Annotated in this window: 13 protein-coding genes and 1 pseudogene; 12 read left to right on the top strand and 2 right to left on the bottom strand. The window is 67.3% G+C overall.

Annotation, left to right across the window (positions count from 1 at the left end; translation table 11 throughout):
* Positions 1-121 precede the first annotated feature (121 nt).
* The 5 genes from andAc (at position 122) to JYG37_RS19470 (ending at position 4,836) form a co-directional block, all read left to right on the top strand.
* Entirely contained in the window at positions 122-1,393 is a 1,272-nt protein-coding gene (gene andAc / locus JYG37_RS19490) for an anthranilate 1,2-dioxygenase large subunit AndAc (protein WP_050017393.1), read from the top strand.
* Between the two features lie 14 nt (positions 1,394-1,407).
* Positions 1,408-1,884 carry an anthranilate 1,2-dioxygenase small subunit AndAd gene (andAd, locus tag JYG37_RS19485; protein WP_006479528.1) on the top strand — a complete coding sequence of 159 codons (477 nt, stop codon included), beginning with the start codon at positions 1,408-1,410 and terminating at the stop codon, positions 1,882-1,884.
* 17 nt (positions 1,885-1,901) lie between these two features.
* Positions 1,902-2,228 (top strand): anthranilate 1,2-dioxygenase ferredoxin subunit AndAb, encoded by a 327-nt coding sequence (gene andAb, locus JYG37_RS19480; RefSeq protein ID WP_213345735.1) that lies wholly within the window; start codon positions 1,902-1,904, stop codon positions 2,226-2,228.
* Positions 2,218-3,438 carry an anthranilate 1,2-dioxygenase system ferredoxin--NAD(+) reductase gene (gene andAa / locus JYG37_RS19475; RefSeq protein ID WP_124655045.1) on the top strand — a complete coding sequence of 407 codons (1,221 nt, stop codon included), beginning with the start codon at positions 2,218-2,220 and terminating at the stop codon, positions 3,436-3,438. The genes andAb and andAa overlap by 11 nt, the downstream gene beginning before the upstream one ends.
* Before the next feature lie 111 nt (positions 3,439-3,549).
* Positions 3,550-4,836 (top strand): DUF445 domain-containing protein, encoded by a 1,287-nt coding sequence (locus JYG37_RS19470; protein ID WP_213345734.1) that lies wholly within the window; start codon positions 3,550-3,552, stop codon positions 4,834-4,836.
* A gap of 53 nt (positions 4,837-4,889) precedes the next feature.
* Here JYG37_RS19470 and JYG37_RS19465 read toward each other — a convergent pair whose 3' ends face one another.
* Both JYG37_RS19465 and JYG37_RS19460 read right to left on the bottom strand, forming a co-directional pair.
* Positions 4,890-5,189 carry an addiction module antidote protein gene (locus tag JYG37_RS19465; protein WP_050017389.1) on the bottom strand — a complete coding sequence of 100 codons (300 nt, stop codon included), beginning with the start codon at positions 5,187-5,189 and terminating at the stop codon, positions 4,890-4,892.
* 3 nt (positions 5,190-5,192) lie between these two features.
* Positions 5,193-5,531 carry a type II toxin-antitoxin system RelE/ParE family toxin gene (locus tag JYG37_RS19460; RefSeq protein ID WP_050017388.1) on the bottom strand — a complete coding sequence of 113 codons (339 nt, stop codon included), beginning with the start codon at positions 5,529-5,531 and terminating at the stop codon, positions 5,193-5,195.
* A gap of 376 nt (positions 5,532-5,907) precedes the next feature.
* Between JYG37_RS19460 and JYG37_RS19455 the strand changes: the two genes are divergently transcribed.
* The 7 genes and pseudogenes from JYG37_RS19455 to JYG37_RS19425 all read left to right on the top strand — a co-directional run bounded on the left by JYG37_RS19455 (position 5,908) and on the right by JYG37_RS19425 (position 16,147).
* The gene (locus tag JYG37_RS19455; RefSeq protein ID WP_089489109.1) at positions 5,908-7,548 is read left to right on the top strand and encodes an acetolactate synthase large subunit; all 1,641 of its coding nucleotides are present in this window, start codon (positions 5,908-5,910) and stop codon (positions 7,546-7,548) included.
* Positions 7,549-7,576: 28 nt separating this feature from the next.
* Positions 7,577-9,010, top strand: coding sequence for an aldehyde dehydrogenase family protein (locus tag JYG37_RS19450; protein WP_124681325.1), 1,434 nt, complete (start codon positions 7,577-7,579; stop codon positions 9,008-9,010).
* Between the two features lie 229 nt (positions 9,011-9,239).
* Complete coding sequence (locus JYG37_RS19445) at positions 9,240-10,823, top strand: Na+/H+ antiporter (protein WP_050017385.1); 1,584 nt, start codon at positions 9,240-9,242, stop codon at positions 10,821-10,823.
* A gap of 474 nt (positions 10,824-11,297) precedes the next feature.
* Positions 11,298-12,431 (top strand): hybrid sensor histidine kinase/response regulator, encoded by a 1,134-nt coding sequence (locus JYG37_RS19440; protein WP_089489111.1) that lies wholly within the window; start codon positions 11,298-11,300, stop codon positions 12,429-12,431.
* A 124-nt stretch (positions 12,432-12,555) separates the two neighbouring features.
* Entirely contained in the window at positions 12,556-14,232 is a 1,677-nt protein-coding gene (locus tag JYG37_RS19435) for a methyl-accepting chemotaxis protein (protein WP_050017383.1), read from the top strand.
* A complete protein-coding gene (locus tag JYG37_RS19430; RefSeq protein ID WP_089489112.1) occupies positions 14,229-14,741 on the top strand; it encodes a chemotaxis protein CheW in 513 nt (170 codons plus the stop codon). The genes JYG37_RS19435 and JYG37_RS19430 overlap by 4 nt, the downstream gene beginning before the upstream one ends.
* Positions 14,738-16,147: pseudogene (locus tag JYG37_RS19425) on the top strand (CheR family methyltransferase). The gene JYG37_RS19430 and the pseudogene JYG37_RS19425 overlap by 4 nt, the downstream one beginning before the upstream one ends.
* Positions 16,148-16,152 lie beyond the last annotated feature (5 nt).

The raw sequence follows: 16,152 nt of genomic DNA, 5'->3' as shown, positions 1-16,152 counted from the left end.
GAAATCCGCCGAAAGTGGATATTGCGCCGCCGCAATCGCACTTTCCGGATAGACGCCGAATATTAGCTTTTCAAAAATCGGCTCCATGCATTCAACGCAACGGATCGACAAGGAGTCCGACATGGAGCAGACAGAATCGCCCGTCGTTTTCGCCTCACGCGGCGACGCATCCGACGTGAGCTTCCCGCACGACGACGGCTCGCGCGTGCCGTACAAGGTGTTCAGCTCGCGGGCCGTCTACGATCGCGAGCAGGAACGCATCTTCCGCGGGCCGACGTGGAATTTCGTCGCGCTCGAAGCCGAAATCCCGAACGCCGGCGACTTCAAGAGCACGTTCGTCGGCGACACGCCGGTGGTCGTCACGCGCACCGAGGACGGCGCGCTGTCCGCGTGGGTGAACCGCTGCGCGCACCGCGGCGCGCAGGTGTGCCGCAAGTCGCGCGGCAACGCGAGCTCGCACACGTGCGTGTATCACCAGTGGAGCTTCGACAACCAGGGCAACCTGCTCGGCGTGCCGTTCCGGCGCGGCCAGAAGGGAATGACCGGGATGCCGGCCGATTTCGATCCGAAGCAGCACGGGCTGCGCAAGCTGCGCGTCGACAGCTATCGCGGGCTCGTGTTCGCGACTTTCAGCGATGAAGTCGCGCCGCTGCCCGAGTATCTCGGCGAGCAGATGCGCCCGTGGATCGACCGGATCTTCCACAAGCCGATCGAGTATCTCGGCTGCACGCGCCAGTATTCGAAGTCGAACTGGAAGCTGTACATGGAGAACGTGAAGGACCCGTATCACGCGAGCATGCTGCATCTGTTCCATACGACCTTCAACATCTTCCGCGTCGGGATGAAGGCGCGCTCGATTCCGGATGCGAATCACGGGCTGCACAGCATCATCACGGTGACGAAGACGGGCGACGATACGTCGGCCGCGTACAAGCAGCAGAACATTCGGTCGTTCGACGAGGGCTTCCATCTGGAGGACGAATCGATCCTCGATCTCGTGTCGGAATACGACGAGGACTGCACGAACCATATCCAGCCGATCTTCCCGCAGCTCGTGATCCAGCAGATCCACAACACGCTGGTCGCGCGGCAGATTTTGCCGAAGGGCCCCGACAACTTCGAGCTGATCTTCCACTTCTTCGGCTACGCGGACGACACGCCCGAGCTGCGCGCGCTGCGCATCAAGCAGGCGAATCTCGTCGGGCCGGCCGGCTACATCTCGATGGAGGACACCGAAGCGACCGAGCTCGTGCAGCGCGGCACGGTGCGCGACGCCGATGCGACGTCGGTGATCGAGATGTCGCGCGGCAATCCGGACCAGCAGGACACGGTGATCACCGAGAGCCTGATCCGCAAGTTCTGGGTCGGCTACCAGAAGCTGATGGGCTATTGACGCGGGAGCAAAAAATGACGGAAGACATGAAGACGTGGTTCGAGATTTACATGCTCCAGAACCGCTATATCGGGCACCTCGACAACGATCGGCTCGAACACTGGCCGGAGATGTTCACCGAGGACTGTACGTACGAAATCGTGCCGAAGGAGAACGCCGATCTCGGGCTGCCGGTCGGGATCGTCCATTGCACGAACCAGCGGATGCTGCGCGACCGCGTGGTGTCGCTGCGGCACGCGAACATCTATGAAGAGCACACGTACCGGCACATGACGTCGGGCCTGACGATCGTCGCCGAACGCGACGGCGAGTTCGATACCGAGAGCAACTACGTGGTCGTGCAGACGCGCAGCAACGGCGAATCGAACGTGTACCAGGCCGGCAAGTACTACGACACGGTCGTGCGTACGCCGGACGGGCTGCGCTACAAGACCAAGCGCGTGATCTACGACACGTCGCGCGTGCAGACGCTGCTCGCGACGCCGATCTGACGAAGCAAGGAATCGACATGATTGAAGCAACGCTGGCCGAGTGGCATCTGCTCGGCGCTTTCGACGAATTCTCCGAAGACGAACCGGCGGCGCGCGTCGCCGGCCAGAAGCCGATCGCCGTGTTCCGGATCGGCGACGAACTGTTCGCGATGCACGACCTGTGTTCGCACGGTCACGCGCGCTTGTCCGAGGGCTACGTGGAGGACGGCTGCGTCGAATGCCCGCTGCACCAGGGGCTCATCGACATTCGCACGGGCGCGCCGAAATGCGCGCCGATCACCGAACCGGTGCGGACCTATCCGATCCGGATCGTCGACGGGCAGGTGGAAGTCAATGTCGGCTGACCCGTTCGTGATCGTCGGCGCCGGCCACGCGGCGCGGCGTACGGCCGAAGCGCTGCGCGAACGCGATGCGGCGGCGCGTATCGTGATGATCGGCGCGGAGCGCGAGCTGCCGTACGACCGGCCGGCGTTGTCGAAGGATGCGCTGCTGACGGACGGCGGCGAACAGCGCGCGTTCATCCGCGATGCCGCGTGGTACGACGCGCAGCGCATCGAGTTGCGGCTCGGCACGCGCGTCGATGCGATCGAGCGCGATGCACGGCGCGTGCGGCTCGACGACGGTGCGTCGTTACCGTACGGCAAGCTCGTGCTCGCGACGGGTTCGCGCGTGCGCACGTTCGGCGGGGCGATCGACGAAGGTGTCGCCGTGCACTACGTCCGCACGGTCGACGATGCGCGTGCGTTGCGTGCGCAACTGGCGCCCGGGCGTCGCATGGCGGTGCTCGGCGGCGGCTTCATCGGCCTCGAAGTCGCGGCGGCGGCGCGTCAGCTCGGCTGCGACGTGACGGTGATCGACCCGGCCGCGCGCTTGCTGCAGCGCGCGTTGCCGGAAGTGGTCGGTGCTTATGCGCGTCGGTTGCATGACGCGCGTGGCGTGAACTTTCAGATGGCGACGCTGCCGCGTGCAATTCGTCGCGCGCCGGGCGGTGGCGCGATCGTCGAGACCGATCGCGGCGACGTGCCGGCCGACATCGTCGTGGTCGGCATCGGCGTGGTGCCCAACGTCGAGCTCGCGCAGGCGGCCGGGCTCGACGTCGATAACGGGATTCGCGTCGACGCGGGCTGCCGCACGGCCGATCCCGCGATCTTCGCGGCGGGCGAGGTGACGATGCACTTCAATCCGCTGCTCGGGCGGCATGTGCGGATCGAATCGTGGCAGGTGGCCGAAAACCAGCCGGCCGTCGCGGCCGCGAACCTGCTTGGCGCCGACGAGCGCTATGCCGAGCTGCCGTGGCTGTGGTCCGATCAGTATGACTGCAACCTGCAGATGCTCGGGCTGTTCGGCAGCGAACGCACGATCGTCGTGCGCGGCGATCCGGCGAGCGGGCCGTTCACGGTGTTCGGGCTCGGCGACGACGGGAAGATCGTCGCGGTGGCCGCGGCGAACCTCGGGCGCGACATCGGCGCGTCGCGGCGGCTGATCGCCGCAGGCGCGGTGCCCGATCCGGTGAAGCTGGCCGACCCGGCGGTCAATCTGAAGACGTTCATGTAGCCGCGCGACGCGGGCGGCACGCATGCATCGTGCACGCCCGCGCCGGCTACGGGTTTGTCGGTGGCGTCGAAATCGGGGATATTAACGGCATCGCCGATCCGCCCGTCCTCCATGACGCCAGACAAAGCCCTCGAACTGAAACGCAGCAAGCGCCGCGCGCTATGGCTGCTGCTGGCCGCCGTCGCGGTGTTCGTCACGACCATCCTGCTGCCGCGCGGCCCGTGGGTCGACGGCTTCAAGGCGGTCGCCGAAGCCGCGATGGTCGGCGCGCTCGCCGACTGGTTCGCGGTCGTCGCGCTGTTCCGCCGCGTGCCGATCCCGTTCGTGTCGCGCCATACCGAGATCATCCCGAAGAACAAGGACAAGATCGCCGACAACCTCGCGGTGTTCGTGCGCGAGAAATTCCTCGGCCCCGACGCACTCGCCGCGCAGATCCGCCAGCACGATCCCGCGCAGAAGCTCGGTGCATGGCTCGGCGAGCCGGCGAACACCGACGCGCTCGGCGGCTACGTGACGAAGCTGATGAGCTTCGCGCTCGACATGACCGACGACGCGCGGATCCAGTCGTTCGTCCACGATGCGTTCCGCGCGGTGATCGACCGGGTCGACCTGTCGCAATCGGCCGGCGCGATCCTCGACACGCTGACGAAGGACGGCCGCCACCAGGCGCTGCTCGACGACGCGATCGAACAGGTGGTCGACGTGCTCGACAAGGAAGAAAACCGCGAGGTGATCGCGGGTTTCATCGTCGAATGGCTGAAGACGCAATATCCGAAGGTCGAGAAGATCATGCCGACGCAGTGGTTCGGCGAAAACGGCGCGCGGATGCTCGCGAGCGCGGTGAGCCGCGTGCTCGAGGGCGTCGCGGCCGACCCCGAGCATGAGCTGCGGCAACGCTTCGACCGGACGGTCGCGCGGCTGACCGAGCGGCTGAAGCACGACCCCGCGTTCATCGAGAAGGGCGAGGAGATCAAGCGCTATATTCGCGACGGCGATGCGTTCAACGACTACGTGCGCGATTTGTGGGACCAGTTGCGCGCGTGGCTGAAGGCCGATCTCGCGCGCCCCGATTCGGCGCTGCACCGGCAGGCCGCGACGCTCGGCGGCTGGCTCGGCGCACGGCTCGCCGAGAGCCCGGCGCTGCGCGCGTCGCTGAACGAGCACGTCGAGAAGGCCGTGCACGAGATGGCGCCCGATTTCGCCGATTTCCTGATGCGTCACATTCGCGACACGGTGCGCAACTGGGATGCGCGCGAGATGTCGCGACAGATCGAGCTGAACATCGGCAAGGATCTGCAATACATCCGCATCAACGGCACGCTGGTCGGCGGGCTGATCGGGCTCGGGTTGTATCTGGTGTCGCTCGCGCCGCGCTGGGCGGCCGGGTGGCTGCACTGACGCGGGCACGCGCGTTGCGCCCGCGCCGCGATGCGCTGCGGTGCGTCGCCGGGTTACGCGGCCGCCTTCGCGCCGTGCAATTGCAGGCCGAGCGCCTTGATGACTTTCAGGATCGTGCCGAAGCTCGGATTGCCGTCGTGCGACAGCGCCTTGTACAGCCCTTCGCGCGACAGGCCCGCATCGCGCGCGACTTGCGACATGCCGCGTGCGCGGGCGATCACGCCGAGCGCATGCGCGATGAAGGCCGGATCGTCGCCGCCCTCCTGCAGGCACGCGTCGAAGTACTCGGCCATGTCGTCTTCGGTTTTCAGGTGTTCGGCCGAATCCCACGGCCGCGTGTTGATCTTGTCCATCGTTCACTCCATGTCGAGGTGCGCGAGCATTGCGTGCGCGGCGCGTATGTCGGCCCGTTGCGTCGATTTATCGCCGCCGCAGAGCAGGATCACCCATATCGTTCCGCGCCTCGCGTAATAGATGCGATAGCCGGGGCCGTGGTCGATACGCATTTCGACGACGGGGGAGCCCGCGGATTTCCAGTCGCCCGGATTGCCCATCGACAGGCGGTCGATGCGCGCCTGGATGCGGCGCCGGGCAAGGCGATCGGGCAGGCCGGCAAACCAGGCGTCGAAGACGTCGGTGGTCCGGATGCTGTACGTAGGCGCACTGTAGGGCACGGATTGTAGGATGTCAACCATGGTTCACATGTTCGATGAATGGAATCGGTTGCGCCTACCGTAGCGCCGCGCGCGTCGTTTGAGGTCGAATTGGCCGTCAGGCCGATCCCGTCGCGAGGCCGCAGCCGGCCATCCGGCCGAAGCCGGAATTCCGCGAATCCGTCTACAATCAAAAGCGTCTTTGCCGCCCGTGCGCGCCCGCCGCGTGCGGGCGAGTCCGTTCGTCCTCCGGCATCCGGACGCGCCGCCGCGCATCACGCATCGAGCATGGCGTGTTGCGCGGCGAGCAGTGCCGTGGTCTGTGTCCAGTAGGTAAGGCGTCCGCGTGCCGTAGGCCGGCGCGCGTCCTGAACGCCGCGTGTCCGTAGGCCGGGCAGGCGGCATAACCGAGAGTCCCATGAAAGCATCGGATCTGTTCGTGAAGGCGCTGGAAGCCGAAGGCGTCGAGTACGTGTTCGGCATTCCCGGCGAGGAAAACCTCGATCTGCTCGAATCGCTGCGGCGATCGAAGATCAAGCTCGTGCTGACCCGGCACGAGCAGGCGGCCGGGTTCATGGCCGCCACCTACGGCCGCCTCACGGGCCGCACCGGCGTGTGTCTTGCCACACTCGGCCCGGGCGCGACGAACTTCGTGACGGCCGCCGCGTATGCGCAGCTCGGCGGGATGCCGATGCTGATGATCACCGGGCAGAAGCCGATCAAGTCCAGCAAGCAGGGCCACTTCCAGATCGTCGACGTGGTCGACATGATGCAGCCGCTCACGAAGTTCACGCGGCAGATCGTGTCGATCGGCAACATCCCGTCGGCCGTGCGCGAGGCGTTCCGCCGCGCAGAGGAAGAGCGCCCGGGCGCCGCGCACCTCGAACTGCCGGAAGACATCGCGCACGAGGAGGGCGACGGCAAGCCGATCCCGCGCAGCTACAGCCGGCGGCCGGTGGCTGAGGAGAAGGCGGTCGCGCATGCGGTCGACGCGATCCAGGCCGCGCGTCATCCGCTGTTGATGATCGGCGCGGGCGGCAACCGCAAGACCACCTGCAAGATGCTGCTCGAATTCGTCGACAGGACGGGCATCCCGTTCTTCACGACGCAGATGGGCAAGGGCGTGATCGACGAGACGCACCCGCTGTGGCTCGGCAACGCGACGCTGTCCGACGGCGACTTCGTGCACCGCGCGATCGAGCACGCGGATTGCATCATCAACGTCGGCCACGACGTGATCGAGAAGCCGCCGTTCTTCATGCGCACCGACGACAAGACCGTGATCCACGTGAACTTCCTCGGCGCGCAGGTCGATCCTGTCTATTTTCCGCAGATCGAGGTGGTCGGCGACATCGCGAACGCGGTGTGGCAGATGAAGGAAGCGGTGACGCCGCAATCGCACTGGGATTTCGAGCGCTTCAGGATGATCAAGGCGCATTTCGACGCGCATCTGCAGAAAGGGCAGCACGACCCGCGCTTTCCGATGTATCCGGTGCGGATCGTCAACGACCTGTACAACGCGTTGCCGGTGGACGGCATCGTCTGCCTCGACAACGGGATGTACAAGATCTGGTTCGCGCGCTACTGGCGTGCGCACGAGCCTAACTCGCTGCTGCTCGACAACGCGCTCGCGTCGATGGGCGCCGGCCTGCCGTCGGCGATCGCGACGAAGATCGTGCATCCGCAGCGCAAGGTGATCGCCGTGTGCGGCGACGGCGGCTTCATGATGAATTCGCAGGAGCTCGAAACGGCCGTGCGGCTGAAGCTCGACATCGTCGTGATGATCCTGCGCGACGACGCGTTCGGGATGATCCGCTGGAAGCAGGAGAACATGAATTTCCCCGATTTCGCGATGACGCTGCAAAACCCCGATTTCGTGTCGTACGCGCAAAGCTACGGCGCGCACGGGCACCGCGTCGAGTCGGCCGACGATCTCGAGCCGCTGCTGCGCGAGTGCTTCTCGTCGCCGGGCGTGCACGTGATCGACGTGCCGATCGACTATTCGGACAACGAGCGCGTGTTGAACCGCGAGATCAAGCGCCTGTCGGCGCAACTTTGAATTCCCGTTCACAGGAAGGAGTCGTTCCATGTTGAAGGAAACCTATCCGTACTACCTCGCCAACGAAGCCGTCTACGCGAACACCGATCTGGAGGTGACCGACAAGTTCAGCGGCAAGGTCGCCACGCGCGTCGCGCTGGCCGACGCGAAGGCGATCGATGCTGCGATCGCCGCGGCCGTCGACGCGACGAAGCCGATGCGCGAGATGCCGGCCTACAAGCGGCAGGCCGTGCTCGATCATTGCGTCGCGCGCTTTCGCGAACGTTTCGACGAGCTGGCCGAGGCGCTGTGCATCGAGGCCGGCAAGCCGATCAACGATTCGAAGGGCGAAGTCACGCGGCTGATCGATACGTTTCGCGTCGCGTCCGAGGAATCGGTGCGCATCGACGGCGAGATCGTCAACCTCGAGATCTCCGCGCGTGCGCAGGGCTATACGGGCTACACGAAGCGCGTGCCGGTCGGCCCGTGCTCGTTCATCTCGCCGTTCAACTTCCCGCTGAACCTCGCCGCGCACAAGGTCGCGCCCGCGCTCGCGGCCGGCTGCCCGTTCGTGCTGAAGCCCGCGAGCCGCACGCCGATCGGCGCGCTGATCATCGGCGAGGTGCTCGCGGAAACCGACCTGCCGAAGGGCGCGTTCTCGGTGCTGCCCGCGCATCGCGACGGCGCCGACCTGTTTACGACCGACGAGCGCTTCAAGCTGCTGTCGTTCACCGGTTCGCCGGCCGTCGGCTGGGCGCTGAAGGAGAAGGCCGGCAAGAAGAAAGTCGTGCTGGAACTGGGCGGCAACGCGGCGGCGATCGTCGATGCGGACCAGCGCGACCGGCTCGACTACGTGGTCGAGCGGCTCGCGTTCGGCGCGTACTACCAGTCGGGCCAGAGCTGCATCGGCGTGCAGCGGATTCTCGTGCATGCCGACCTGTACGACGCGCTGCGCGAGAAGCTGATCGCGAAGACGCGTTCGCTGAAGATGGGCGATCCGAAGGATCCGTCGACGTTCGTCGGCCCGATGATCTCCGAATCCGAATCGCACCGGCTGTCGGGCTGGATGGACGCGGCCGTCGCGGCGGGCGCGAAGATCGTCGCGGGCGGCAAGGTCGACGGCGCGATGTTCGAGGCGACGCTGCTGGAAAACGTTGGGCGCGAGCAGGACCTGTACCGGAAGGAGGCGTTCGGCCCGGTCGCGATCCTCGAAAAGTTCGACCGCTTCGACGACGCGCTCGCGCGCGTGAACGACAGCGACTTCGGGCTGCAGGCCGGCGTGTTCACCGATTCGCTCACGCATGCGCACCGTGCATGGGACGAGCTGGAGGTCGGCGGCGTCGTGATCAACGACGTGCCGTCGTTCCGCGTCGACAACATGCCGTACGGCGGCGTGAAGGATTCCGGTCTCGGCCGCGAAGGCATTCGCTATGCGATCGAGGACATGACCGAGCCGCGGCTGATGGTCGTGCGGCGCCGGTAACGCGCGGCAGGCAGCGCGGCGCCGCGGCGGCACGCGGGCGGGCGATCGGGCCGCCCGCGTGCCGTTTTTCATGGCGGCGCGCGCAGCGGCACGGCGCCGCGCGTGTCCCGCGCGGCGGCCGCTCGCAACAGGCTCGACTACGGGCCTTCCCTCGTGATGTAATCGCGCGAAACTGCCGACCGGGGTACGACGCCGGAACGCGCAAATTCATTCTTCACGAGGTCGATTCATGTCCCCCGTCTCGGCATTCAAGCTGGTTCTATTGTCATTCCTCGCGATCGTCGCGCTCGAATGCATCGCCAAGCGGTTGAGGCTGCCGCCCGCCGCCGCGCTGCTGATCGGCGGCATCGGCATCGCGTTCATCCCCGGCCTGCCGCCGATCAACCTCGATCCCGAGCTGGTGTTGCTGGTGTTCCTGCCGCCGCTGCTGATGGACGGCGCGTACTTCTCCGTGTGGGAAGAGTTCAAGCGCAACGTCGGCGGCATCCTGATGCTGGCGATCGGCGCGGTCGTGTTCACGACGTTCGCGGTCGGCTTCGCCGTGCACTGGGTGGTGCCGGCGCTGCCGTGGGCCGCGTGCTTCGCGCTCGGCGCGATCGTGTCGCCGCCCGATGCGGTCGCCGCGAAGGCCGTGCTCGAACGGGTCGCGCTGCCGCGCCGGCTGATGGTCCTGCTCGAAGGCGAGAGCCTGCTGAACGACGCGGCCGGCCTCGTGCTGTTCCGCTTCGCGGTCGCGGCCGCGCTCACCGGCGCGTTCAGCCTCGAGCATGCGGTCGTGCGTTTCGCGGAACTCGGGCTCGGCGGCGTGGTGGTCGGCTTCGTGGTCGGCAAGCTTGTGGTTTGGTTCCTGAAGCTGCTCGACGACGACTATCTCGTGATCACTGTCGCGGTGATCGCCGGCTGGATCGCGTACATCGCGGGCGAAATGGTCGAGGTGTCGGGCGTGATCGCGACCGTCACGGCCGGCATGATCGTCGGCTGGCATCAGCACGAGGTGTTCTCGGCGGCCGTGCGCACGCGCGGCACCGCGTTCTGGCAGGTCATCGTGTTCCTGCTCGAGGCGATGGTGTTCGTGCTGATCGGGCTGTCGCTGCGCGGCGCGATCCACCGGCTCGGCGGCTTCGAGCAGGTGCTCGCGACGATGGTGCCGCCCGTGCTCGCGGTGCTGGCGGCGGTGATCCTGTCGCGCTTCGTGTGGATCTACGCGGTCGAGGCGCTGAAGTGGCCGGTGCGTGGCCTCGTGCGGCGCGGCGACGCGCCCGACTGGAAGGCCGCGACGATCATGAGCTGGGCCGGGATGCGCGGCGTGGTGACGCTGGCGATCGCGCTGTCGCTGCCCGAGGCGCTACCCGGCCGCGACGTGATCCTGGTTGCGTCGTTCGCGGTGATCCTCGTGACCGTGCTGCTGCAGGGCACGACGATCGGGCCGCTGATCCGGCTGCTGCGCCTGCCGCAGCGCGACGAGCGCGCCGCGCACCACCTGACCGAGCCGCAGACGTGGGCGTACGTCGAGGCCGCGCAGCTCGCGGCGATCCAGCCGCTCGTGCGCGACGCGCACGGCGTCGTGATCCATCCGCGTCTGCTCGAGCAGTACACGTATCGCGCCGAGCTGACCGAACGGTCGAAGAACGAGCCCGCGTATCCGGCGGAAGTGCGCACCGCGCACTACGACGTGGTGCTGGCCGCGATCCGGGCCGGGCGCGCCGAACTGTTGCGCCTGCATCGGTCGGGGCGCATCCACGACGAGATGCTGCACACGCTCGAACGCGACCTCGACCTGCAGGAAGTGTCCGCGCAGCACGCGCGCGGGTAGGCGGGCGCACGGGCCGGCGTCCTGTCGGCCCTCAAACGGCGGGGTCGAGCGCGCTCGTCGCGCGATTTTTTCTTCTTCCGCCTGCCGTTTGCGACTCTTTTAATCCGGCCCCAATACACACCCTGATACGGCCCGCCACCAGCCTTGCAGCGCATGCAAACCTCATGGCGCCGGTCTCGCAAACGTTATCGTCTTTCGAATCCGGAAATGATCTGATTTATCTGATTCCGTCTCTTTCTGCATATTTGGCAAAACTAAACCGGAAGGAGATAGATGCTGTGTTCTAATTTCATTTAGAATCAGCCGGTTATGTTTATTGAGAGAAAGAATGCGGAGGTAATGCGGGCCGTCGACGGGGAAACAGGCGGCGTCCAAAGCCCCGCAAGGAAGTGCCGACAGGCCAAATCGGCGGAATCAGGCGGGTTTTTCCAACTGCCAATATAAGATAGCGTCCAAGTCGGATAAACAACTCCTATGAAAGAATCGATTGGAGATTCGGCGTTTGAAACTGTATTTATGAAAGAATCGAGCAGTGATAATGCCTCGGATTGCCTCGAATCGGGCTTATCGGTCCTCCTGGTCGACGACCAGCCGTTCGTCGGCGAGGTGATCCGCCGCGCGCTGCGCAGCGAGCACGACATCGACCTGCACGTGTGCACCGACGCGCACCGGGCGATGGCGGTCGCGCGCGACGTGAAGCCGACGGTCATCCTGCAGGATCTCGTGATGCCGGAGATCGACGGCCTCGATCTCGTGCGCGCGTGGCGCGCGGACCCCCGCACCGCGCGCGTGCCGATCATCGTGCTGTCCGCGAAGGAGGAGCCGATCGTCAAGCGCGAGGCGTTCATCGCCGGCGCGAACGACTATCTGGTGAAGCTCCCCGACGCGATGGAGCTGACCGCGCGCATCCGCTATCACTCGAATTCGTACCTGATGTCGCGGCAGCGCGACGAGGCGCTCGATTTCCTGTCGCACGACATGCGTTCGCCGCAGACGTCGATCCTTGCGCTGCTCGACGTCTACCGGGCCGAGCACGGCGACATGCCGGCGATCATGGAGCGCATCGCCGGCCATGCACGGCGCGCGCTCGCGCTCGCCGACGGCTTCATCCACCTGACCCGCGCGCAGTCCGAGCGCCGCGCGCACGAGGTCGTGAGTCTCAACGAGATCGTGCTCGACGCCGTCGACCAGCTGTGGGAGAAGGCGGCCGGGCTCGGCTGCCGGGTGAGCGCGTGCGTGCCCGATACCGAATGCGTGACGATGGGCGACCGCATGATGCTGACGCGCGCGGTCGCGAACCTGATCGACAACGGGCTGAAGTATGGGCCGGCCGGGATGGACGTACATTGCACGCTGAGCGGCGAGGACGGCGTCTGGCTGATCGGCGTCGAGGATGCCGGCGCCGGCATCGCGCCGGAGCAGCGCACGGCCGCGACCGAGTCGTTCGTGCAGCTCGAATCCGCGCACGGCGCGGCGCGCAGCGGTTTCGGCCTCGGTCTCGCATTCGTCCGCGCGACGGCGGCGCGGCATCGTGGCCAGATCCTGATGCGCAATACGGCGCGCGGCTTCATGGTCGCGCTTCGGCTGCCGGCGCAAGCGGAGCGATGATGTCGCGGCGCGGCCTGCCGGCGCCGCGCCGCCCGCGGGACCCCGATGCGCTCGTGGCGCGCCGACCGGCGCGCCAGGCGGGCGCGGATTTTTCAACGCTGAATTTAGAAAGCCCATAACGAACATGGCCACCTTGACGCCCCGCGCGACCAATGAAAGCCTGCATCCGACGATCGGCGCCGCCCGGCTGACGCTCGGCAATCGCATCCTGCTCAGCTTCGGCGTGCTGTTCGTGCTGATGCTGGTGACCGCCGGCGTGTCGTACGAGCGACTGCGCGCGATCAACGCCGAAGCCGTCAGCATCGAGCGCGACTCGCTGCCCGGCGTCTACCTTGCATCGTCGCTGCGCGGCGCGGTCAACGAGTCGTTCACGCTGCTGCAGCGCGGCATCTTCGTCGACACCGAGCCCGACGCCGCGCAGCGCGATCTCGCGAAGATCGCCGACGCGCTGAAGGAAATCGAGTCGATGTCGGTGGACTACCAGAACACGACGTTCCGCGACGACGACCGGCAGCGCTTCATGGCGTTCCGCGGCGCCTACGATCACTACGTGCCGTTGCTGAACGAAGCAGTGCAGAACAGCCGCGCATCGCACGCCGAGGCGGTCGCCGCGTACGCGAAAGCGTTGCCTGCATGGACCGAGGTCGTGCGCAACGCGAACGTGCTGGTGCAGGAGAACCGCAAGTTCGCGGAGCAGTCCGCGAAGCTGATCCGCGAATCCGTGCAGGACACCGAGATCGTGCTCGCGACCGCGCTGGCGTTCATGCTGCTGTCCGCGCTCGGGCTCGGCTACATGCTGTACCGCTCGGTGACGGTGCCGATGGCGCGGCTCGTCGAGGTGCACGACGTGATGCGCACCGGCAACCTGACCCATCGCCTCGATTTGCGCCGCCGCGACGAATTCGGCACGCTCGAGACCGGCTTCAACCGGATGGCCGACGAGCTGACCGAGCTGGTGTCGCGCGCGCAGCAGTCGTCGCTGCAGGTGACGACGTCGGTGGCCGAGATCGCCGCGACGTCGCGCGAGCAGCAGGCGACCGCGAACGAGACCGCGGCGACGACGACCGAGATCGGCGCGACCTCGCGCGAGATCTTCGCGACGTCGCGCGACCTGCTGCGCACGATGAACGAGGTGGCCGGCGTGGCCGAGCAGTCGGCGACGCTCGCGGGCGTGAGCCAGAGCGGGCTCACGCGGATGGGCGAGACGATGCGCAGCGTGATGGACGCGGCCGGCTCGGTGAACGCGAAGCTCGCGATCCTCAACGAAAAGGCGCTGAACATCAACCAGGTGGTCGCGACCATCACCAAGGTGGCCGACCAGACCAACCTGCTGTCGCTGAACGCGGCGATCGAGGCCGAGAAGGCCGGCGAGTACGGTCGCGGCTTCGCGGTCGTCGCGACCGAGATCCGCCGCCTGGCCGACCAGACGGCGGTGGCGACCTACGACATCGAGCAGACGGTGAAGGAAATCCAGTCGGCCGTGTCGGCGGGTGTGATGGGGATGGACAAGTTCTCCGAGGAAGTGCGCCGCGGGATGCTCGACGTGCAGCAGGTGGGCGGCCAGCTGTCGCAGATCATCGCCGAGGTGCAGACGCTCGCGCCGCGCTTCCAGATGGTCAACGAAGGGATGCAGACGCAGGCGAACGGCGCCGAGCAGATCACGCAGGCGCTGTCGCAACTGTCGGAAGCCGCGCAGCAGACGGCCGAGTCGCTGCGCCAGTCGTCGCAGGCGATCGACGACCTGACGCTCGTCGCGAACCAGTTGCGCACCAGCGTGTCGCGCTTCAAGGTCGACGCGTGACGCGCGCCGATCCGCAGAACGGCGCGCACGCGCTGTTCCTGATGTTCGAGCTCGACGGCGAGCGTTATGCGCTCGACGCGGCCGGCATCGACGAGGTGCTGCCGCTCGCCATCATGAAGGCGGTGCCCGGTGCGCCCGACTGGATCGCCGGGCTGCTGATGCGCGGCGGCCAGCCGGTGCCGGTGATCGACGTGCCGATGCTGGCGCTTGGGCGGCGCGCGCAGGCGCTGCGCTCGACGCGGCTCGTGATGGTCCGTCATCGCTCCGGTCACGCCGATGGCGAGCGCACGATCGGCCTGATCGTCGAGCGTGCGACGCAGACGATGCGGATCGACCGCGCGGCATTCCGCGCCAGCGGCGTCTCGACCGCGCGCACGCGCTGGCTCGGGCGGGTCGCGAACACGCCCGACGGCGTCGTGCAGCAGCTGTCGGTGTCCGACCTGATCGACGACGTGGCGCGCCTGTATCTGTTCGACGGCCCGTCGGGCCACGGAGAGGAATTCGCATGAACGCGTCCGAATCGCGCTTTCGCGGCTGGTTGCTGCGCGAGACCGGCATCGACGCCGATTCGCTCGGCAACGATTTCCTGATGCGGGCGCTGACGGATCGCGTGCATGCGTTGCAGGCGGACGGCGAGCGCGTGCCGTCGGCCGCGCGCCCGCCCGTCACGCCGGAAGCGCTCGACGCGTACTGGCAGCAGCTCAACGCGTCGGCCGACGAACGGCGCGCGCTGATCGAGCTGTTCGTCGTCCCGGAAACGTGGTTCTTCCGCGACCGCGAAGCGTTCGCGACGCTCGCGCGGCAGGCCGCCGAACGGGTCGCCGCGATGCCCGGCCGCGTGATCCGCGTGCTGAGCGCGCCGTGCTCGACGGGCGAGGAGCCGTATTCGGCGGCGATGGCGTTGCTGGATGCGGGGCTCGAGCCGGCGAACTTTGCGATCGACGCGATCGACCTCAGCGCACGCGCGATCGAACAGGCGCGGTTCGGCTGTTACGGGCGCAATGCGTTCCGCGGGACGGCGACGGAGTTCCGTACGCGGTATTTCACGCCGACCCGCGACGGCTGGCTGCTCGACGAGCGCGTGCGCGCGTGCGTGCAGTTCAGTCACGCGAACCTCGTCGAACCGGTGGCCGACAACGGCATTCGCTACGACTTCGTGTTCTGCCGCAACGTGCTGATCTATTTCGACCGCGATGCGCAGGATCGCGCGATCCGCTCGCTCGACGCGCGTCTTGCCGACGACGGCATGCTGTTCGTCGGGCCGGCGGAGACGGGCGTCGCGATGCGGCACGGGATGCGCTCGGCGCGCGTGCCGCTTGCGTTCGCGTTTCATCGCGAGCCGGCCGGTGCGGCGGCCGATGCAGGCGCGGCCCGGCCGGTTGCGCCGCTGTCCGCGGCGGCGCCGGACCGGCGCGCGGAGCGCTTCACGGTCGCACCCTCGCCGCGCCGCGCCCGGTGGTGGCCGTCGCGCCGCCGGGCTGGCTCGGCGACGTGCGCCAGCCGTTCGCGGCGGCGCCGGCCGTGCAGGCTGCCGGTCGACGCGCGGGCCTCTCTGGCCGCGACCGCCGTGGCGGCCGCCCCGGCCTACGACGGGATCGCGCCGACGATCGACGATGCGCCGACGCTGGAGGATGCGCAGGCCCTGGCGAACGCGGGCGCGTTCGACGAGGCCGAGCGCGTGCTCGCGCAGTTCTCGGCGCGCGTCGGCCCGCATGCCGATGCGTTCTACCTGAACGGACTGATCGCGGATGCGCGCGGCCGCGCGGCGGAAGCGAGCGACTTCTACCGGAAGGCGCTGTACCTGCGCCCCACGCATCACGAGGCGCTGACGCATCTCGCGACGCTGCTCGACGTCGGCGGCGATCGCGCGGGCGCGCAATGGCTGCTCGAACGCGCCCGGCGTTCGGCCGGCTGACACGA

This window comes from Burkholderia sp. LAS2 (assembly GCF_018417615.1).
Lineage (GTDB): Bacteria > Pseudomonadota > Gammaproteobacteria > Burkholderiales > Burkholderiaceae > Burkholderia > Burkholderia sola.
This window is presented reverse-complemented; position numbering and strand designations above follow the sequence as displayed.

Excerpts from the sequence above, each read along its gene's own strand:
- andAa (WP_124655045.1), top strand. The coding sequence starts at position 2,218 with ATGTCGGCTGACCCGTTCGTGATCGTCGGCGCCGGCCACGCGGCGCGG.
- JYG37_RS19470 (WP_213345734.1), top strand. The coding sequence starts at position 3,550 with ATGACGCCAGACAAAGCCCTCGAACTGAAACGCAGCAAGCGCCGCGCG.
- JYG37_RS19455 (WP_089489109.1), top strand. The coding sequence starts at position 5,908 with ATGAAAGCATCGGATCTGTTCGTGAAGGCGCTGGAAGCCGAAGGCGTC.
- andAd (WP_006479528.1), top strand. The coding sequence starts at position 1,408 with ATGACGGAAGACATGAAGACGTGGTTCGAGATTTACATGCTCCAGAAC.
- andAb (WP_213345735.1), top strand. The coding sequence starts at position 1,902 with ATGATTGAAGCAACGCTGGCCGAGTGGCATCTGCTCGGCGCTTTCGAC.
- JYG37_RS19435 (WP_050017383.1), top strand. The coding sequence starts at position 12,556 with ATGGCCACCTTGACGCCCCGCGCGACCAATGAAAGCCTGCATCCGACG.
- JYG37_RS19465 (WP_050017389.1), bottom strand. The coding sequence starts at position 5,189 with ATGGACAAGATCAACACGCGGCCGTGGGATTCGGCCGAACACCTGAAA.
- JYG37_RS19450 (WP_124681325.1), top strand. The coding sequence starts at position 7,577 with ATGTTGAAGGAAACCTATCCGTACTACCTCGCCAACGAAGCCGTCTAC.
- andAc (WP_050017393.1), top strand. The coding sequence starts at position 122 with ATGGAGCAGACAGAATCGCCCGTCGTTTTCGCCTCACGCGGCGACGCA.
- JYG37_RS19445 (WP_050017385.1), top strand. The coding sequence starts at position 9,240 with ATGTCCCCCGTCTCGGCATTCAAGCTGGTTCTATTGTCATTCCTCGCG.
- JYG37_RS19440 (WP_089489111.1), top strand. The coding sequence starts at position 11,298 with ATGAAAGAATCGATTGGAGATTCGGCGTTTGAAACTGTATTTATGAAA.
- JYG37_RS19460 (WP_050017388.1), bottom strand. The coding sequence starts at position 5,531 with ATGGTTGACATCCTACAATCCGTGCCCTACAGTGCGCCTACGTACAGC.